This window comes from Cytobacillus sp. IB215665 (assembly GCF_033963835.1).
Taxonomy (GTDB): domain Bacteria; phylum Bacillota; class Bacilli; order Bacillales; family SM2101; genus Nanhaiella.
In genome coordinates this window covers 13,471-32,500 of the sequence record NZ_JAXBME010000015.1, presented here as the reverse complement: position 1 = coordinate 32,500, position 19,030 = coordinate 13,471, and the positions used below count along the sequence as shown (strand labels likewise).

Here is a 19,030-nt window from a genome sequence, read left to right as displayed (position 1 = left end):
TTATAAATTGGATAATCTCATGTAAAAGATAATAGGCTACATGACCATCAATAATATTTGATAACTCTTAGTCAATGACGACCATAAATAGTAGGCATTTGTTAATGAAATAGTGTAAATTACTAAGTGAACACGTTCACCCACTCTTTAGTGTTCGTGCCACATTCACTTCTAAAAAGGGTCTTTTCCTAGACTTTGTTGCTACAAATTAGTAACATAAAAAGTGATTTTTTATAGTTAATCATCGTTGTACTGAACAAAAGATGTCAAGAACGATATATCATACGTCTTAAAAGAAGTAGCTTCAAAGGTGAGAAAAGAGCAGTTCTTACAATACATAATCGTTAGGAGACTTTATGAAAAACCAAAATAACCTAAATAATTATCTGTTTATTTCGTGGGCAGTATCATTAATTGCTACACTAGGTAGTTTATTTTTTTCTGAGGTTATGATGTTTGTTCCGTGTGAATTATGCTGGTATCAACGTATACTGATGTATCCACTCGTTATCATCCTTGGAATTGCATTAATAAAAAAAGATTATTCTATCTCACTATATTCATTTGTTCTATCTACTATAGGGGGATTGATTTCTATTTACCATTTATCCATTCAAAAAATCTCTTTCATGGGTGAACATTCATTATCATGTGGCATAATACCATGTAATGTCGAATATATTAATTGGATGGGCTTTATTACCATTCCTTTTCTTGCACTAATTGCATTTGTATTAATATCTGTTTTTAGCTTAATAACAATGAAAACTAATAAGGAGCTGGACTAAATGAAGAAAGTGATCATTTTTACATTAATCGTATTAAGTTTATTCGCTGCATTAGTATTCGTAACTAAATACCAGCAACAACAACAGGCGGCTGGAAACCCATTTAACAAAACATCACTCCATCCTGAAACAGTAAATCAATTAGATGATCCAAATTACCAAAATATTATTTTACCTAACGAACTTGATGAAAAACTGGCTAACAATGAATCAGCCACGATCTATTTCTATCAGTCCACATGTCCGGCATGTAAAGTAACATCACCCATCATCGTTCCCATGGCAGAAGAGATGGGAATTGACTTAAAATTATATAATTTACTAGAGTTTAATGAAGGATGGGATGAATATAACATTGAAAGTACACCAACAATTGTTCAATATAAAGATGGAAAAGAAGTCAGTCGTCTAAATGGAGCGGTTGGGGCAGAGAAATTCGAAAGTTGGTTTAAGGAGTGGACAAAATAACATAAGCTTTCAAGGGTTATTACTACATTCAATACCTAATTTGAATTATTATGATAACGAAACATTGCTGATATTGTAACTTAAAATGTGGCAGTTAGAAGAGTTGATTATTTGACTGTCATGTTTTCTATCGTTATAGAAAAGAGAAGATGCCACGAACTCTAGTTGTATATATGTTTTAATCTTTGTACAAAAAATCAATGTAAAAAAAGCTAAAACAAAAAGATGCTAAGAACTCTATTTGTAAATAATTTATTTAAAAAACACCTTTTATAAAGTTCAAACCGCCTATCTTACATTAGGCGGTTTTTAATCTTCAAACTAAAAATTGATTATTAGGTTTACAATAATAACTAATTATGTTTGTTTTCGGTAAAGAAAAGTTCTCAATTTGAAAAGGAAATGATAAACTGTACTTTTCTAAGAAGCTTATATTTTTTTCAAATACTGTTCGATGATACTCAGAAACATTTTCATATTGTATTGTTTCTATAATATGTATTATTACTTGAAGGCTTGTAATAATTTGAATAGCTTCTTTCACCGTTCCATCATAATGCTTATACATCTCTACCTTAGATAATATGTTGTTTTTTTCCATCTCCGTTATTTCTTCATCTGTGAAATAACTTGGAAAAATGTCTGAGTAAAAATAAGTGATTAACTCCTCTATCTGTTTTTCTTGTTCAGGAGTAGATGCATACACAACTTTCACAAGATGACCCCCATCTTTACAATTCTTTTATAAGAATACCATAGACTTAATGTGCATGGTGCTGGTAACTGTTTCCCCATCTATAGTAAATTATAACAATGAGGAAAATTAAACATTTACCATTTTGCTCTACCTTAATAACAAAATAAATATGGTACTTATGCAATAAAGAAAGGAGATATATAACTTGAGAGCGAATCGTAAAGGAGAATGGTTTGAGATCATTGCACCTATAGAATGGGAGCAATTCACTATCAATCATTTATTTAAAAATCATTGGCAAATTCCAAAGAAACTAACTCATGATTACCGCATACACCGTAGAATAAAAATAAACAATCAGCCCATATCATGGGATACAAAAATACAAGCTGGAGATCGGATTCAATTACATGTTTTTTATGAAGTTAACGATTCAGTCATTCCAGATTATGCCGATATACAAATTTTATATGAAGATGATCATCTCATTATTGTTAATAAACCTAGTGGCATGGACACACACCCTAATGAATTTGGACAAACAGGTACGTTAGCTAATGCCGTTTCTTATCACTTTCTATCAAATGGTATTTCTGCTACTGCGAAACACGTCCATCGTCTAGACAGAAATACAACAGGTGCGGTTCTCTTTGCAAAACACCCTCTTGTTGGTGTGATGTTAGATAAAATGCTAACAGAGCGCAATATCAAGAGAACATACCTGGCTGTTGTTCATGGTATTCTCACAAAAAAACAAGGATGTATTAATGCACCGATTGGACGTGATCGACACCATCCAACGAGGAGAAGAGTGTCCAAAAACGGTCAAGATGCAATCACCCATTACAAAGTCATTTCAAATAATCGAAATGAAAATACATCTCTATTACATTTACAACTAGATACTGGCCGTACGCATCAAATACGTGTTCATCTCAGTCATTTGGATCACCCTTTAATTGGCGACGTCTTATATGGTGGGAAAAAATCAAAAGCTGCTAGACAAGCATTACATGCTGCAAAAATCTCTTTGCACCACCCTTTTACAGATGAATTGATTGAATGCTATGCACCGTTCTTGGACGAACCACCAATTTTTGCTAATGATGTAACTAATTATTTGACTTAAGCTCTATGTTTCTATAATAACTACCTCTCGCTATTCAACTTTGGTAACAATTGCAGCAAAGTTTTAGAGAAGCACCTTAGCTTGTGATTATTCACTTTAACGTACATGTTTATTTCTTAATTAGTAAAACAACTTTCAATGCAAAAACAACCATTCCTTAAGATAGTCCATACTTCTCTAGCTTTCGATATAAGGTCGATAAGCTAATATTTAGCATTTTTGCAAGTTGCTCCTTTTGCTCCTTTTGATTTAATGGGAGATGCTGTGCTAATATATTTCGTTCAAAGTTAGCAACCATTGAATCTAAACTACTACTATTTTGACGAGTATGTAGATAATAAGGAAGATCTTCAAAGGTTAGAGTATGTGGTGATTCTACCATATTCATCATATACTCTACTGTATTCTCTAATTGACGAATATTCCCTGGCCACTCATTTTGTAAAAACCACTGCTCTAGAAGAGGATCCAATTGTGGTACGTTTTTTTGTAATATTTGACTATATTTTTTTAGAAAATACGACAAGAATAGTCGTATATCTCCAACCCTTTCTGATAATGAAGGTAAACGAAGTGGTATGACATTAATCCTGTAATATAAATCTTCACGAAAAGTCCCTTTCGTAACCATTTCCCACAAGCTTTTGTTTGTTGCTGCGATGACTCGGACATTTAAAGAATATTGACGAGTGCCTCCTACTCTTTCAACTTCCTTCTCTTGTAGCACTCGTAGTAATTTAGGCTGTACCGAAAGTGGTAAATCACCTATTTCGTCAAGAAAAATCGTCCCATTATTTGCTGCCTCAAATTTACCAATTTTCCCTTCACGATTTGCTCCAGTAAAAGCGCCTTTATCATAACCAAACAATTCACTTTCTACTAATGTCTCTGGAATAGCCGAGCAATTAACAGTAATAAATGGTTGGTTAGCTCGGTTGCTCTCATAATGAACAGCCTTCGCCATACATTCTTTACCTGTCCCATTTTCCCCACTTAGTAGAATAGTTGATGGGCTATTAACTACTTTTTTTGCTTTCTTAACGACAGAGTGAAATTGTTCACTTTCCCCTATCATATCGTCGAAAGAATAAGCTCTCTTCTCTTGCTGAAATCCTTCATGAACTTCACAATTTTTTGTTGTTACTTCAAGTAGTAGTAGCTTATTTTCTAGTAATGTGCTAATAGTTCCCATAAATTTATATAGTTTCTCTTTGTTGGTTAAAATTAAATCTCGCTGTTCTGCCGTAAAACCGATAAACCCTATAACTCCAATTGGTTGATCATTCATCATGACAGGGTAACCCATAGTTGCTAATTCCGTACACCTCTCATGAAAAATACAGCTCATACAATGTTCATGATCTTTGCGATTATCGAAAATAGTTCCCTTTGATCCTGTACGTAATATTTGCTCAAAAAAGGAACCTTCTGGTATCGATTTTCCAATTAGACTTTGATGAAACCCTGTGCCACTTACTCTTATTCCTAGCTCATCAATTATAGAAACTTCCAACCCTAGTAAGTCCGCCATATTGTCGGCACACGATTGGGCGAATTCTTCTATCTTAGATATATATGACATTATTTTCACCTCATAAGTGCTTGCTCAATATCAAATAGTATATCGCGCTTATCTTCTAATCCAGTTGACAATCTAATGAGACCATCAGTAATTCCAAACGAAGCTCTTTCATGTTTAGGGATAGCAAAATGGGTCATTGATGCTGGGTGTTGTACAAGCGTTTCTGGGTCACCGAGGCTGAATGAAATCATACAAAGCTCCAATCTGTCTATAAATTTCTTCGCTTCTTCAAAGCCTCCTTTCACTTCAAAAGAAACGATACCTCCACATCCATTCATTTGTTCTTTGACAAGTTGATATTGGGGATGTGTTGTTGATCCAGGAAAATAAACACTACTAATATACGGGTGTTGTTCCAAATAGTTTGCAATTTCTTGAGCACTATCACAATGGTGTTTCATTCGTATAGGTAATGTTTTTAATCCACGTAAAATTAAGTAGGAATCCCATGCGTTTAAGTGTTGCCCTAAATCACCCATCATATTTTTACGAATATATTCAATCTGTTGCTGATTGCTAATTATGAAACCTGCTAATACATCACCATGTCCGTTTAAGTATTTTGTGGCACTATGGACAACAATATCTGCACCAAGCTCTAATGGCTTTTGTAATAATGGGGTCATCAAAGTATTATCAACTACGACGATTAGCCCGTGTTCATGTGCTAATGTTGATAACTTGTTAATATCTAATACTGTTAGACAAGGGTTAGATGGTGTTTCAATAAATAGTACTCTGGTTTCAGGCCTTATCGCTTGTTTTACCATAGTTAAGTCCGTACAGTCTACATAATCATATGTAATTCCAAAGCGCGGGCCAAGCGTAGATAAAAATTTATACGTCCCACCGTATATGTGTTTTGTAACAAGTACATGTTCTCCATGTTTAACATTTGCTAAGATGGCGCTAGAGATAGCTGCCATCCCACTTGATAAACCTAATGCAGCTTCTCCATTTTCTAATAAAGCGATTTGCGCTTCTAAATTATTTGTCGTAGGATTACCGTATCTTCCATAATAAATCCCACCCCTTGCTCCTGAAACAACCGATGCAGCTTCTTCAGTATTTTCGAATGCATATGCCACAGCTGGTGTTACTGAGTTCGCTATTACCCCATTTCTTTTCTTTTCTTTATTACCATGAATACATTTAGTATTTATACTCCAATCATATATCGTTTCTGTCATTTCGAGTTCCTCCCTTGATAATGAAACAACATCTTTTTTTGCAATTTTTGTGCCAATGAGGGATACTCCTATGTTATCTAGAAAAGATATATGTAATAGCCATTTTTAATTAGTTTCAATTGTTCATATAGCAGTAATAATTCGCATAAATGAAAATGAATTTTTATGATTGAGAATGATCTTTTATCCATCTCATTATAAACCATTGACTAACAAATCATAAATCAGTAGAATGAAACACAATATTATCTACAGTGATATATTCATAGTTGTGATTTACATTACTACATTGCATCATGAAAGGAGCTCACCAATGAATAAACATCAGTTAAAAGAACGTATTGCAGTCTCAAATCAAACAAATGAAGCGGATTTAGTTATAAAAAATGGAAAAATAGTTGATCTATTTAATTTAGATATAATAAATGCAGATGTTGCCATCTCAGACGGTGTTTTTGTCGGCATTGGCACGTATTCAGGAAAAGAGGAAATTGACGCAAATGGGAGGTATATTGTTCCATCATTTATTGATAGCCATGTACATATCGAATCTTCCATGGTCACTCCAGTTCAATTCTCACAAGTTGTTTTACCCCATGGGATTACAACTGTCATCACAGATCCACATGAAATAGCTAATGTTACTGGAGCTGATGGCATATCCTTTATGTTGAACAATTCAGAAAATTCTCCAATGGATATATATTTCATGCTACCATCATGTGTTCCAGCGACGCCATTTGAAAATTCAGGTGCAACGTTATCTGCTAAGGATTTAGAACCCTTCTTCAAGCACCCAAGAGTTTTAGGTTTAGCAGAAGTAATGGATTATCCAGCAGTTATGAATGGTGAAGAAACGATGATGGATAAATTAACGACAGCTATGAAATACTCTGATCGAATAGATGGTCATTTAGCTGGATTAGATGAGCAAGCTATCAATATATACATGACTGCTGGAATACGAACTGATCACGAATGTGTATCAGTTGAAGAAGCTAGAGACCGTATTAAACGTGGAATGTACGTGTTAATTCGTGAAGGTTCTGGTGCAAAAGACCTTATTTCAGTCATACCAGCGGTAAATACAAATAATGCGCGTAGATTTGCATTTTGTACAGATGATAAACATTTAGATGAGTTAATTGAAGAGGGAAGTATCAACCATAATATACGCTTAGCAATTCAGCATGGTTTAGAACCGTTACTCGCTTACCAATTAGCATCATTAAATGCGGCAGAGTGCTTCGGACTAAAAAATAAGGGCGCCATTGCTCCCGGTTATGAGGCCGACTTCCTACTAATTGATAACTTAGAAGAGGTAGCTATTCATCAAGTTTTCAAAGCTGGGAAGCTTGTTGCTCAAGATGGTAAAATGGTAATAGAAGATACGAAAAACCTAGAACAACATTTACCTGAAAGAATTATTCATACAGTTAATATTTCTAAGATCGGTAATAAAGATTTAATGATCCCTATGACAAATAGTTCGAGTGCTAATATAATTGGTATTATTCCAAATAGTATACATACTAAGCATCTTGTTGAAGAGGTCACAGTAGAGAATGATGAATTTATAGCATGCACGAAAAAGGATCACTTAAAAATTGCAGTAGTCGAACGACATAAAAAGACTGGAAATGTTGGCTTAGGCATCGTAAAAGGACTTGAATTATCATCAGGAGCTATAGCTGCAACGGTAGCACACGATTCACATAATATAGTTGTAGCAGGTACAAATGACGAAGATATGATAGCAGCCATCAATCAAATATCGCATATGGGTGGCGGACTTGTTGTGGTCAAAGATAACAAAATACTAAGTTCAGTACCATTGAATATCGGTGGGCTGATGTCCGAAAAATCATTTAACAGTGTATACAGGGAGCTAAAACAGTTAGACGATGCATTACAGCAAATTAACGCACCAACTCATTTTAACCCATTTTTAACATTGTCCTTTTTATGTTTGCCAGTAATCCCTAAGCTAAAGGTGACAGATCTTGGTTTATTTGATGTAAAAACGTTCAAACATATACAAATAGCTACAAATTAGAAATAAGTAGAAGCCATCGTATACGATTGACTAATAAATCATACTAAACACACTACACGTCGTGAAGTCCCTAAAAAAACAAATGCTATCAAAGATTACGAAATAAAAATCCTCTTACACAAATGTGCAAGAGGATTTTTGAATATATGGCAAACTTTCTTCTTTGTAGTTCAGTATATCCTTGCCTTGTCCAAATTCTTCACTGGTTTTCACTACTCTTTAACTATTCTAATTAGCATAATAGAAATTTGCAGTAATTGAACCATCTTCATTTTCCACAATGTCTGTTACATGAATGCCACTATCTGCTGGTGTAGAATTAAACCCTTTCCAGAAATAGTATGAACCGGTGTGAACATTTTTAGAATTAGGTGTTATTTTATCACCAGTTTTGAAGAAATCAGCTGCTTCACCACTGTTATTATCTTTCTCAAGATCATATTTTCCGTCAGCTTGAAGTACTGATAAACCATAATGCGTTATTGCTGCCCCTTCTATGATCTCTTCTTGATTTTGTTGAAAACGCTTATTCTTCCAGTTTTCAACGTTATTTGGCTTGTTTGCGGGATCTGCTTGCTTGATCACATTTTCATCAACATGCCATATAACTAGACCATTAGCTTCCTCACCCATTCTATTAAACCCTTCGTTAAATCCTTGTTGTTGTACATTTTCAATTAAGAAATATTCTGTTCCATTAGACCCTGGAACTGCCATCTTGACTACATCTGGTGACTCGTTAATTGGCTTTATGGTAATTTCTTGTACGCCATCTTCTGGTGTTACCTCGATTGGATCAACCCACCCTAGGAATACTTTAGAAAATGGATCAAAATGTGCTGGAGAGTTACCAGAGTATTCAGGTGCATTTGGGTATCTATTCCAAGAACCACCTGCCATAAGCGAGAACTGCCCTACACCTCTTGAAGAGTAATCTGTATCATAAAAATCTGGTAAGCCTAAAGCATGTCCAAACTCATGCGCAAATACACCTGGTTGTGCAGGATATGGACCAGTAACAAATTCCTCACTGTAACTACCAGTTGATTCATCGTACCCAGCAACATTTCCACCAATTTCTGGTTCAACTGTGTAATTATTTACTACGACACCATCGTAAACTAAACTTGGAGTAATGTCATTCATGAATTGATCGATCTCTTCATCAGTTACATTTCCATCTTGATCTACGTCAGCCGCAGGAAAGCCAGTTTCATAATACTTACCCCAATAAGCTGCTGAAAGCACATTCCATTTATGAGACCAAATTTGAGCAGGATCGGTACTAAATTCTGCTCCAGTTCCTTCATGAACGACAAAAATATTCGGTACTTCACCATCTACAGCATATTTAGAGAAATCAATTTTCTCATCAGCAGTTTGCAATAAATCAATTAATAACTCACCAATTCTAGCATCTCCATTTACATTCCCGTGTACGAATGAATCACTTTGTTCCAAATAATAAGAAGCTTCTTTAGGAAGGGTAATCCACCCGATATCTGTCAGGTCATCGTACGTTGTTAACGTTACTTTCCCATAGCTTGCTTCTTTATATAAATTTGCCATCGTCCGGTTTGTAGGTGCCTTAATTCCTTCAAACTCTTCGTATTGTTTAAACCTATCGATTTCATAAGGATTGTATTGCTCTCCAAACACTAAATCATTCAAGTAACTAGCTGGTACTCGGTCTGCAGGCGCACCTAAAGCTGTATCTGGAAATTCAGCCAATAGGACTAACATAGGAATGTCATCATCTGTAAATTGATAGTCGACACCATCATGTCCAGGTTGTTCAAATTTATTTCCACGGTTTAACTCTTTTTTAAACTCCTTATTAGCGGGATCAACTTTCTCAAACTTAACTCCATTTTTTTTCGCACGATCCGCGAGCTCAGGTGCAACTGAAACATATTCTGCTAAATTAATTTTAAAAGATTCATTGTTCGTCTCCGCCTGTGGTGACTCAAGCAGTTGAGTTCCAGCTAGTGCTCCACCTACTAGCGTAGCTGATAAAACGAGTGAAGATATTTTTTTAAACATATTTTTCCTCCTTTTTATTAATAACAAATGAGAGATATATAGCAAAACAATAACAAGAAAGTTCCTATACTTTTACTTATTAAGTAATAAATAAATCCAAATTTGTTAAAGGCTACTCTCAAGCAACTACAAAATATACGTTATCCGATCTAAATAGTTGGTATTATACAATTAATAAAACCAAAATTCTTTTTTTGGAATGACCTTCTTTTACCCCCCCCTTATTTTCTGTATATTATAAATTTAATAATATTACAAAAACTTATAATTTTCTATAATTCATATAAAAACACGACAATATAGCTATAATTTTGGCATAATTACGTAAAAAAAAAGCTATTTTATCAAAAAATGTAGTTTTTATTGATAAATATCAAACTTTCTTACTATATCAATATATATAATATTATATTTAGATCGCTCTTTTCGTAAACTTTGTTGGTTAAAAAGAGTTCTAAGTAATTATCAAAGTTGTATCCATACTTATTTATTAGTACGAAAAACAACAATAAATGCGAAAACAGCCTGAAGAAAGAGAACTATTCTTTAATGGCATAAATTGTTATTATGCATGTAAAAAAGTCTATCTTATAAAGATAGACTTAAAAAACAGTTTAATTATTTCTTACTGTTACTATTTTTTTGACCCTAACAAAAGTAATAATGTGATTAGAGTAAAAGCAACTAAAGCTAAAAAAGGAATCGTAATAAAACCAAACCAATTAATATACTCGTTACTACAAGGAACGCCGTTAACACATGGTTTTATTCCACCAAAACCAGGTATTTTTTGTTCTAAATAATGTAGAAGAGAAATACAAATTCCTAAAATAGACATCGGAAGAACAAATTTTCTTACACTTATATCATTTTGATAAGTACCGATACCTAATATTAGTGTTAGTGGGTACATTAATATCCGTTGATACCAACATAGCTCACAAGGTATAAACCCTCTAATCTCACTAAAATATAAACTTCCAAAGGTTGCTATTAAAGACACTATCCATGCACCATATAGGAAAAGTTGACCGCTACCGTCTCTACTAGAATCCTTCATCATTTAATTGTCCTCTAATTGTTGTTCTATTAATTTCTTTATTTCACCATAGTCCATAGGATTATCCATCATAACCCCGTTTATAATAACCGATGGAGTCATTTCAACTTTATATTCTTTCACTAATTTATCGTCAATATCTACTTCATCCATTGTTGATTTTTCAATTAAATCATTCTCTAATTGTTGTAAGTCGATATTTGTTGTGGCCTCGGCAACTTCAAGAATTTTTTCTATCGTAACCCATTGTCCTACATGCTCTACAGGTTGTTCACTAAATAATTTCTTATGAAAATCCCAGTATGCTTGTGGATCATTCTTATATACTACTTCGGCAGCAAGTGAAGCTAGGATTGATTCTTCCCCATGGAATAACACATTTACATAAGATAGTTTTACTAAACCCTTATCAATATAATCCTTCTTTAATTCTGGATAAATATACTCTCCCCAACTCTTACAAGCCGGACACAAAAAATCTCCAAACTCAACAATAGAAACTGGCGCATCAGCTTCTCCAATAGTAGGTTGATTCTCAATAGATGGATGTGACGCCATATCACTACCTGGTTTTTGACTCTCTTTATTTACTATAATAAGTAAAGATATCAAGGCAATAATAATTAAAGGAAGTGCTATTAGAAATTTCATATTAGTGGATGATTGATTTTTTCTGCTTTTCATATGTCACCTCTCAAATTTATTAATAGACTTTAGAATAATATAAACCTATCGTTAAAGATAATCCACTATTTATCTTAACATGGGCGACCAGAAAAAGTTTTTGTAAATGAGATAATTCTTTTACATTTTTTCCTTTAATTCTATATAATTACTACCTTTTTCTTAAAATTTTTATCCTAAACTTTGTTGATGTATTCACAAAAATTAAATCTAAATAATAACTTTTAAACTATTGTTAAGGTTTAATAAAGAAGAATAGAAGTCGAAGCTCTTCATGTAGACGTGTAAAATTGTTAATACGGATAATATCAATCAATGAGAAAACAGCCATTCTTTAGGAAACATGTTAAACTGCTTGCCATCGCACAAACAAAATCTAGTTAATAGAATTGCATGTTATAGATCATCTGCTATACTATAGTTTCGGAACTATTCATAACTATATTACAAAACAAAAAGAGCTGTTTCCTCTTCGAATCACAGTTACTTCTTCTTTTATTTTGATAATAGAATGAAAATAACCGCTAAAATTGCTGGAGTTCCTTGCTTAATAAAAATTCCTTTATTTGCTGTCAGTGCTCCAAATATAGAAGCAATTATTACACATATTAAGAAGAATAGCTGGATCATAATTTTACTTGAATCTGGAACAAAAAATAGTCCCCAGAACAAACCAGCTGCTAGAAAACCATTATACAGACCCTGATTGGCAAATAAAATTTTCACCTTTGGAATTTCGAGTACATCTTTTGTCACTCCAAAAGTTTTTTGGGCTGTTCTACTTGTCGAATAAAACATCTCAAGAAGCATGATATATATGTGCTCAAAAGCTACAATCAAAACAAAAATAATTGCCACTAACTCCATAAATACACTCCTTTTACATATTAGTTAATATTCCCATAATACGTGATTGTTGAAGATCGATGATTAAAGAAAACATGACATCCATAAGTCTAGAGATTAAAAGTTTATCTTGATTGAGAAATAGTTGACTTTGTTTCCACATTCTCACCTGATGGATCCTTTGAAATAAAGAAAATAGCGATTAAAACAAACAACATTCCAAACAAATGGGACAATAAAAGCTCTTCTTTTAAAATTAGAAATGAAAGGATTACAGAGCTGAAAGGAATTACACTTGTTAAAACTCCAGCTGAGCTTGCAGGAACTTTTGATAAACCTTGATACATTAAAAGAAAAGCAAGTACCGTTACAACGATTCCAAAATATAAGATATTCATCCAATCCATTAGACCAACACTTGAAAAGTCAAATTCTCTAGCTTCATAGATTGCAAATGGTAAAAACATAATAAGACCAAAAATACTCATCAAAGTTGATATTGTAAGAGGTGTAAACCTATTAGATACAGATTTCCCCATTGTTATAAACAATGTTTCGCCCAATACTGCTCCAAATATTAAAAGATTTCCTAAGATGGAGTTGATTGTACCAAATTTACCGTCTATAAGATTAATCAACAACACGCCTAATACTGCAAAAATAATCCCTAACCCTTTTGTTTTTGTCAGTCTTTCTTTTAAGAATAAAAAAGATACTAAGCCTATCACTGCAGGGAGAGTGCTTGTAATTATCCCTGCTTCAATTGCAGTCGTATATTTCAAACCATAAAGCATAAAAATATTAAACAAAAATACTCCTGTAAATGCTTGAAGAAAAAGAATAAAAAAGTCTTTTAATCTAATAGATGGCAATTGTCTTTCTTGTAGCAATAAAAATGGAACTAGAATGATTGTTGCTACAAGAAACCGTAATTCCGATGCTAAAAAAACTGGAAAGCTTGAAATAATTAGTTTTCCAAAAACCACTGAACTCCCCACAATTGCCATTGCTAAAAAAATCTTTGTATATGCCAATAGTGATGGATTCATTGCACATTCTCCTTGTCTTAAAACTAATATTACAACGGCAAAAGTCGTCACTTTTTGTTGTTTTTACATCAATTAACATTTTATAAATTTCATATGGGACTTTACACACATCTACTTTACAACCATTGTCATCTGTATATTACCTTTCATATCCAATATGGATAATGAAATTCCTCTAACGTATCCCTCAAAAATTCATTTGATTTTCAAATTAACATTGATAATCTAATTGATCCGTATACATAAAAAGAAAATGACTTCCCTCTCATTCTATCTACTGAAAATGAAGGTTCACCCAATAAAAGAATTTTCTAAAATATAACTTTATACTATGATCAACTCTACTCAACTAAACTCACCTCTTATTATAAGAATTAAACTTATATTATCATAAATTTTAGAAAATTCATCCTTTTTCACTTTCCTTAGAATACCCCCTTGAATAATTACATTTGGTCGAAAATTGCAGAAGCAGCCATTTTTTAATATTGTGATATTTTATTTACATATTTCATCTAAAGGGTAAAAAATTGTTCAACACTTTAATAAACAGTAATAATTTACATAGAGGTCGCTATTACACACATACAATCACAAGTCACAAAACGAGGTTAGATATGATTTCTAGCTCATACAATTATCCATGCATGCAATTATGGGATAACAAAAAAAGACGCTGTGCATTTCAGAAATGCGCCAGCGATATTTTGACAATATAACATATTAAACGGTGTTATAGCATACTAATGCAGAGAGGAAAAACTGCCTGCAATATTTAATAGTTAATTTCTCTTTTGAAAATTCCCTACTACAACTCCTGTTAAAATTAAGATTCCTCCGATAAAGAAACTAGTATCTAGTTCTTCACTTAATAAAATCCATCCTAAGAAAGAACCTACTACTGGTTGAAATAAGAAAAACAATGAACCGATCCCAGCATCCATAATTTCCATACCTTTGTTCCAAAGAAAAAAGGCTCCTGCTGTTGAAACTAACCCAAGGTACGTAATACCCAAAATAATTAAACTGCTTTCAAAATTTACATCATATACTTGAAGTTCCCATACCATGATAGGTGTTGTAAATATAAGTGCAAATAGTATCGAATAAGTAGTAATAAACAATGTTGAATAGCGTTGAGATGCAATTTTCACATAAACTGAAAGTACTGCCCATGTAATTGCAGCTCCTACTAAAATTATGCTGCCAAGTAGATAGGTACCGAAAGTGATATCTATTCCAATAACCACAACAACTCCACAAGTTGCCAGAAGCAGTGCCATAACTTTTACAATTGTTAACCTCTCTTTTAATACAAACTTTGCAAAGATTATGGTAAAGGCAGGTGTAACTGAAGTAATTAATGCTCCTGTATGTGCATCAGATAATTTTGTACCAATAAATTGCAAAGCAATAGAGACAAAATATCCTATAAAACCAATCCAACCTAGTAATAACCAATCCCTTTTCTTTATTTTTACATCATTTCTCTTTTTCACTCGACATGTGTTTAAAATTGTAACTAGACAGGCAAAAGCAATCATATATCGCAACCACATTAACGTGAATGGTGGAACAAATTCTAAAACATATTTGCTGACAACATACATCCCACCCCAAATACTTGCGGCTAAAGATAAACATGTCGCTCCAAGTAAATTTTGTTTCAAAATTATAACTACCTCCATCTTTATATAGGAAATTTGAAAAGAATATTTCCCCTAAGATGAGGCATGACAATTTATTTAACTATTCATCCCCCAACTTAGGAAAGAATAGCTGGCTGGTCATTTTCAAAAATATCAAAATACAATCTCATTATTTATCCCCCTAAAAGTTATTAATGAATCAATTTGTCTCACTTAATCAAATATCAAAATCAGTACACCCGATCTATTCCACTCCGCTTTCTAGAATTGAGAATTTTCCTTGTTTACAATCAATTTCTGCTAACACACCGTATGGCAAAATAAACTTCGGCTCCGTATGACCAAAACTTAAATTATAGAGAATCGGCAAATCTTCTAGATGATATTCTTTCATTACCTTTAATATTTCATGTTTATATTCTTCATAATACTTCTCATCTTTAGGTTTACCGAAAATGATACCCCTTGTTTTTTGTAAAATCCCTTGTGCTGCATAATTTCTCAACCAGTACCTAATATAATTTGGTTCTGGATGCTCTTCAGAGGTTTCAAAGAAAAGAATACTATTCTCCCAATATTTCATCTCTGGCCACAGTGCTGTGCCTTTTAGAAACTCCAGCACTTCCATACATCCTCCAACTAAATGTCCTTGTCTAATGTCTGACCCTTGAAGTATCTCATAGCCATTATTCTGTTTCATACTACGGCGTTGATATTTGTTTGATATTGTCCATTCTAAACGCTCACTCGTCCATTCATTAGCAGGTTGAATTTCACCAATAATCTCATTTGAAAATAGCGTTCTGTTTACCATTTCAATTGTATATGAATTCATTTCAACGTTTTCAGCAAAGTCAGTTAAAATTGCTGGACCGTAAAATGACGTAATACCCGCTTTATAACAAAAAAAGTGAGAAATAGTCACATCTGAATATCCTATAAAAACCTTTGGATTTTCTCGTATAACATCAAAATCTATATATGGAAGTAAACGAATACTATCTTCTCCACCAATATTTGCAAAAATCCCTCTTATACTTTTATCTTTAAAAGCCATCATTAAGTCCATAGCACGAGCTTCTGGATTATTATAAATATATTCTGATCCTTTTAAGCTATATGGCATTGGGACAACAACAAGACCAAAAACCTCCTCTAACCTCTTTACGCCCTGTTCATAACGCCATCTAAGGTCAGGGTCGCCTGCGCCTCCCCAAGAAGGACTTACTGTAGCAACACGATCTCCCGCTTGTAATTTTTTTGGCTTCATTAACACAGTAACTACCTCCCGCTATTCTTACGTTTGAAGAACTCTTTTTCGTAAACTTTATTGCAAATTATACTGAAATAAATTAGCTTTTACAAAAACATCTATCTATAGGAACACGGGCAATGAACATACACTCCGTTAATGCCTAAACAACTTACCTATGAATATAGTTCCTTCGATAATTTTATAAAATTATCGCATCTTTTAAATGATGGTTTTAGGTTTTAGTATTATATCGATATGCTCTTTTTACTACATAACACTATTATAAATAAGTTATTTTTTACAAAACAGACCATTATCTCGCATTTTGCTTTGCTATAAGAAATTGTTGAGCCAAAAAATATGCAGTGACTGTAAATATCTGAGTGTTTATGTTATTTGATAATATTTGATTTCCAAAACTATCGAAATCTACTAATCGAACTTTTATCTCTTCGGTATCATCTAAATCTTGCTTATCCCCTTTAAAAGCTTCCAATAATAGAAATGTTTTTACTTTATTGTTTTGTGCTCCTGGATTTACCATAAATTCACCTAAGAAAATAGGTTCTCTTAAAGAAGTGTAACCTGTTTCCTCCTTAACCTCTCTTATTAGTCCTTGCTCGTGTGTTTCATTTCCCTCTCTTCTTCCAGCAGGAACTTCTACGAAAAAATCGTTACCACCATGACGATATTGTTCAACTAGCACAAGCTCGTTTTCTTTTGTAATTACTATCGCATTCACCCAATCAGGGTATTCATTTACTAAATAGTCTTCTATTTCTATGCCATTTGGAAGCTCACAATGATCTCTTCTAATATTACCGAATGGGCTTTTATGTAAGTAATCTGATTTTATCGTTTTCCATTTATCCATAGTCACCCTCCTAATTTATATCATTCTACCAAACTATTCATAATTTTAGCAAAATCACCTGACAGTTATCGATATATTAGATCGGTTTGTGACCTATTGTACTGCTTCAAAAGCATCTTATTTATTCTTCAACCCTGTTTTCACGTAGTTTATTGCTGTTTTATCATACAGATAAATAGAACATATATAACTTGATTTTCTGGTATTTTTTCTTCTATAAAGCGACACCATTATCTTTTAAGAACTATAACAACAAAGTTTACGCAAACATACTTATGGTAAAAAGATCAACTCATAAAATGCCTCATTATTATTGTTTTTGTCCTGTCTTACAAACTGGTTAAATGCTCATTATTCTCCCTATATATATGTATTTGCTAGATTACTGTACTTACAAATAGTTTGACCTTTTCAACATTTACTGCAACATACAAAAGAATTTTTTTTTAGCTTTAAGTTAAAAAGTGTGTTGTTACCAGTTTGAATTAATAATGATCATTTACAAAGCCAATCAAATATGGAGTTTAGTTCACTAGAAGCCACAGATATAACTAAAGAAATCAAAGAAAATAAAAACGGGTATAACAATTGTTATACCCGCTTCTTTATACGTGCTCTCTCTTATTTCCAAAAATCATCAAAAACACTAATAGGCGCATTCCGTTTATGTTTTGTCTTCAACCAATGAGATGTAATTTTTTCCGATGCGTCTTCCGATACTTTTTTTCCTTCTAGGAAATCATCAATTTCATCATATGTGACACCAAGAGCCAGTTCATCTGGCAATTGAGGTTTCCCATCTTCTAAGTCAGCAGTAGGTGCTTTTAAGTACAATCTTTCTGGACAACCCAAATTTTTCAAAAGCATTTTACCTTGTCTTTTATTTAAGCGGAAGATTGGGACTAGATCACATGCTCCATCTCCATGCTTAGTATAAAATCCTGTCACAGCTTCAGCACTATGGTCTGTACCTAACACAACACCATTGTGAGTGCCAGCAATACTATACTGAACTTTCATTCTCTCTCTTGCCTTTTCATTCCCTTTTAAGAAATCAGAGATTTCAACACCCGCTTCTTTTAAAGACTCTACACTAGCATCTACTGATGGCTTGATATTAACCGTAAAAACCTTTGTTGGTTGAATAAATTCAATTGCCATTTGACAATCATCCTCATCCTTCTGAACACCATAAGGAAGTCTAACACCAATAAACGAATACTTGCTATCACCACATTCTTCATTTAACTCATTTACGGCAATTTGAGCTAATTTACCAGTCAAAGTAGAATCCTGACCACCTGATAACCCTAAAACTAAAGAATCAATAAAAGGATGTTTCTTTAGGTAGTTCTTAATAAAATCTACACTTGTTCGAATCTCTTCTTGTGGATTAATAATTGGTTGTACCATCATTTCTCTTATAATTTCATTTTGATATTCGTGCATTGAGAACTTCCTCCCTAATTTACATTAACTATTTATTTAACATATTTTTACCTGTTCGATTTTCCAGCTTAGGACAAAATTCCACGGATAGCCCATCCCTGTTGAAAGAATTCTTTTCATTCTATCTGCTAAGTATACTATACTCGAACAGTTTTTTTCATAGCCTGAATTTATCTGTTACCCCATTCTGGGTATTTTTGTATCTTTTTGG

Annotated in this window: 16 protein-coding genes; 4 read left to right on the top strand and 12 right to left on the bottom strand. The window is 33.2% G+C overall.

Features of this window, described 5'->3' with window-relative positions:
- The first annotated feature begins 356 nt into the window (after positions 1–356).
- Positions 357–788, top strand: coding sequence for a disulfide oxidoreductase (locus tag SLH52_RS16690; RefSeq protein ID WP_320210407.1), 432 nt, complete (start codon positions 357–359; stop codon positions 786–788).
- Positions 789–1,256: a thioredoxin family protein gene (locus tag SLH52_RS16685; protein ID WP_320210406.1), complete on the top strand. Its 468-nt coding sequence runs from the start codon at positions 789–791 to the stop codon at positions 1,254–1,256. It begins immediately after the preceding gene.
- A 316-nt stretch (positions 1,257–1,572) separates the two neighbouring features.
- On the opposite strand, the gene SLH52_RS16680 is transcribed toward SLH52_RS16685, so the two are convergent.
- Positions 1,573–1,971 (bottom strand): DUF5365 family protein, encoded by a 399-nt coding sequence (locus SLH52_RS16680; RefSeq protein WP_320210405.1) that lies wholly within the window; start codon positions 1,969–1,971, stop codon positions 1,573–1,575.
- Between the two features lie 187 nt (positions 1,972–2,158).
- Between SLH52_RS16680 and SLH52_RS16675 the strand changes: the two genes are divergently transcribed.
- Complete coding sequence (locus SLH52_RS16675) at positions 2,159–3,082, top strand: RluA family pseudouridine synthase (RefSeq protein ID WP_320210404.1); 924 nt, start codon at positions 2,159–2,161, stop codon at positions 3,080–3,082.
- Between the two features lie 157 nt (positions 3,083–3,239).
- Here the strand turns inward: SLH52_RS16675 and SLH52_RS16670 are convergent, their stop codons facing one another.
- Both SLH52_RS16670 and SLH52_RS16665 read right to left on the bottom strand, forming a co-directional pair.
- A complete protein-coding gene (locus tag SLH52_RS16670) occupies positions 3,240–4,664 on the bottom strand; it encodes a sigma-54 interaction domain-containing protein (protein ID WP_320210403.1) in 1,425 nt (474 codons plus the stop codon).
- A gap of 5 nt (positions 4,665–4,669) precedes the next feature.
- A complete protein-coding gene (locus tag SLH52_RS16665; RefSeq protein ID WP_320210402.1) occupies positions 4,670–5,854 on the bottom strand; it encodes an aminotransferase class I/II-fold pyridoxal phosphate-dependent enzyme in 1,185 nt (394 codons plus the stop codon).
- 313 nt (positions 5,855–6,167) lie between these two features.
- On the opposite strand from SLH52_RS16665, the gene ade reads away from it, so the two are divergent.
- On the top strand, positions 6,168–7,910 hold the full coding sequence (ade, locus tag SLH52_RS16660; RefSeq protein WP_320210401.1) for an adenine deaminase: 1,743 nt from the start codon (positions 6,168–6,170) through the stop codon (positions 7,908–7,910).
- A 228-nt stretch (positions 7,911–8,138) separates the two neighbouring features.
- On the opposite strand, the gene SLH52_RS16655 is transcribed toward ade, so the two are convergent.
- From SLH52_RS16655 to nadE, 9 genes are all read right to left on the bottom strand, one after another.
- On the bottom strand, positions 8,139–9,953 hold the full coding sequence (locus SLH52_RS16655; protein ID WP_320210400.1) for a M6 family metalloprotease domain-containing protein: 1,815 nt from the start codon (positions 9,951–9,953) through the stop codon (positions 8,139–8,141).
- 634 nt (positions 9,954–10,587) lie between these two features.
- Positions 10,588–11,016, bottom strand: a complete 429-nt coding sequence (locus SLH52_RS16650) for a disulfide oxidoreductase (protein ID WP_320210399.1) — start codon at positions 11,014–11,016, stop codon at positions 10,588–10,590.
- The gene (locus SLH52_RS16645; protein WP_320210398.1) at positions 11,017–11,697 is read right to left on the bottom strand and encodes a DsbA family protein; all 681 of its coding nucleotides are present in this window, start codon (positions 11,695–11,697) and stop codon (positions 11,017–11,019) included.
- Positions 11,698–12,192: 495 nt separating this feature from the next.
- Positions 12,193–12,564 carry a DUF1304 domain-containing protein gene (locus SLH52_RS16640; protein WP_320210397.1) on the bottom strand — a complete coding sequence of 124 codons (372 nt, stop codon included), beginning with the start codon at positions 12,562–12,564 and terminating at the stop codon, positions 12,193–12,195.
- A gap of 104 nt (positions 12,565–12,668) precedes the next feature.
- Positions 12,669–13,592: a DMT family transporter gene (locus SLH52_RS16635; RefSeq protein WP_320210396.1), complete on the bottom strand. Its 924-nt coding sequence runs from the start codon at positions 13,590–13,592 to the stop codon at positions 12,669–12,671.
- Positions 13,593–14,374: 782 nt separating this feature from the next.
- Positions 14,375–15,262, bottom strand: coding sequence for a DMT family transporter (locus SLH52_RS16630; protein ID WP_320210395.1), 888 nt, complete (start codon positions 15,260–15,262; stop codon positions 14,375–14,377).
- Between the two features lie 223 nt (positions 15,263–15,485).
- Positions 15,486–16,517, bottom strand: a complete 1,032-nt coding sequence (locus tag SLH52_RS16625; RefSeq protein ID WP_320210394.1) for an LD-carboxypeptidase — start codon at positions 16,515–16,517, stop codon at positions 15,486–15,488.
- Between the two features lie 292 nt (positions 16,518–16,809).
- Positions 16,810–17,370: an NUDIX hydrolase gene (locus SLH52_RS16620; RefSeq protein WP_320210393.1), complete on the bottom strand. Its 561-nt coding sequence runs from the start codon at positions 17,368–17,370 to the stop codon at positions 16,810–16,812.
- 621 nt (positions 17,371–17,991) lie between these two features.
- Positions 17,992–18,819 (bottom strand): ammonia-dependent NAD(+) synthetase, encoded by an 828-nt coding sequence (nadE, locus tag SLH52_RS16615; RefSeq protein WP_320210392.1) that lies wholly within the window; start codon positions 18,817–18,819, stop codon positions 17,992–17,994.
- Positions 18,820–19,030 lie beyond the last annotated feature (211 nt).

Excerpts from the sequence above, each read along its gene's own strand:
- SLH52_RS16620 (WP_320210393.1), bottom strand. The coding sequence starts at position 17,370 with ATGGATAAATGGAAAACGATAAAATCAGATTACTTACATAAAAGCCCA.
- SLH52_RS16650 (WP_320210399.1), bottom strand. The coding sequence starts at position 11,016 with ATGATGAAGGATTCTAGTAGAGACGGTAGCGGTCAACTTTTCCTATAT.
- nadE (WP_320210392.1), bottom strand. The coding sequence starts at position 18,819 with ATGCACGAATATCAAAATGAAATTATAAGAGAAATGATGGTACAACCA.
- SLH52_RS16665 (WP_320210402.1), bottom strand. The coding sequence starts at position 5,854 with ATGACAGAAACGATATATGATTGGAGTATAAATACTAAATGTATTCAT.
- SLH52_RS16640 (WP_320210397.1), bottom strand. The coding sequence starts at position 12,564 with ATGGAGTTAGTGGCAATTATTTTTGTTTTGATTGTAGCTTTTGAGCAC.
- SLH52_RS16635 (WP_320210396.1), bottom strand. The coding sequence starts at position 13,592 with ATGAATCCATCACTATTGGCATATACAAAGATTTTTTTAGCAATGGCA.
- SLH52_RS16690 (WP_320210407.1), top strand. The coding sequence starts at position 357 with ATGAAAAACCAAAATAACCTAAATAATTATCTGTTTATTTCGTGGGCA.
- SLH52_RS16685 (WP_320210406.1), top strand. The coding sequence starts at position 789 with ATGAAGAAAGTGATCATTTTTACATTAATCGTATTAAGTTTATTCGCT.
- ade (WP_320210401.1), top strand. The coding sequence starts at position 6,168 with ATGAATAAACATCAGTTAAAAGAACGTATTGCAGTCTCAAATCAAACA.
- SLH52_RS16670 (WP_320210403.1), bottom strand. The coding sequence starts at position 4,664 with ATGTCATATATATCTAAGATAGAAGAATTCGCCCAATCGTGTGCCGAC.
- SLH52_RS16655 (WP_320210400.1), bottom strand. The coding sequence starts at position 9,953 with ATGTTTAAAAAAATATCTTCACTCGTTTTATCAGCTACGCTAGTAGGT.
- SLH52_RS16645 (WP_320210398.1), bottom strand. The coding sequence starts at position 11,697 with ATGAAAAGCAGAAAAAATCAATCATCCACTAATATGAAATTTCTAATA.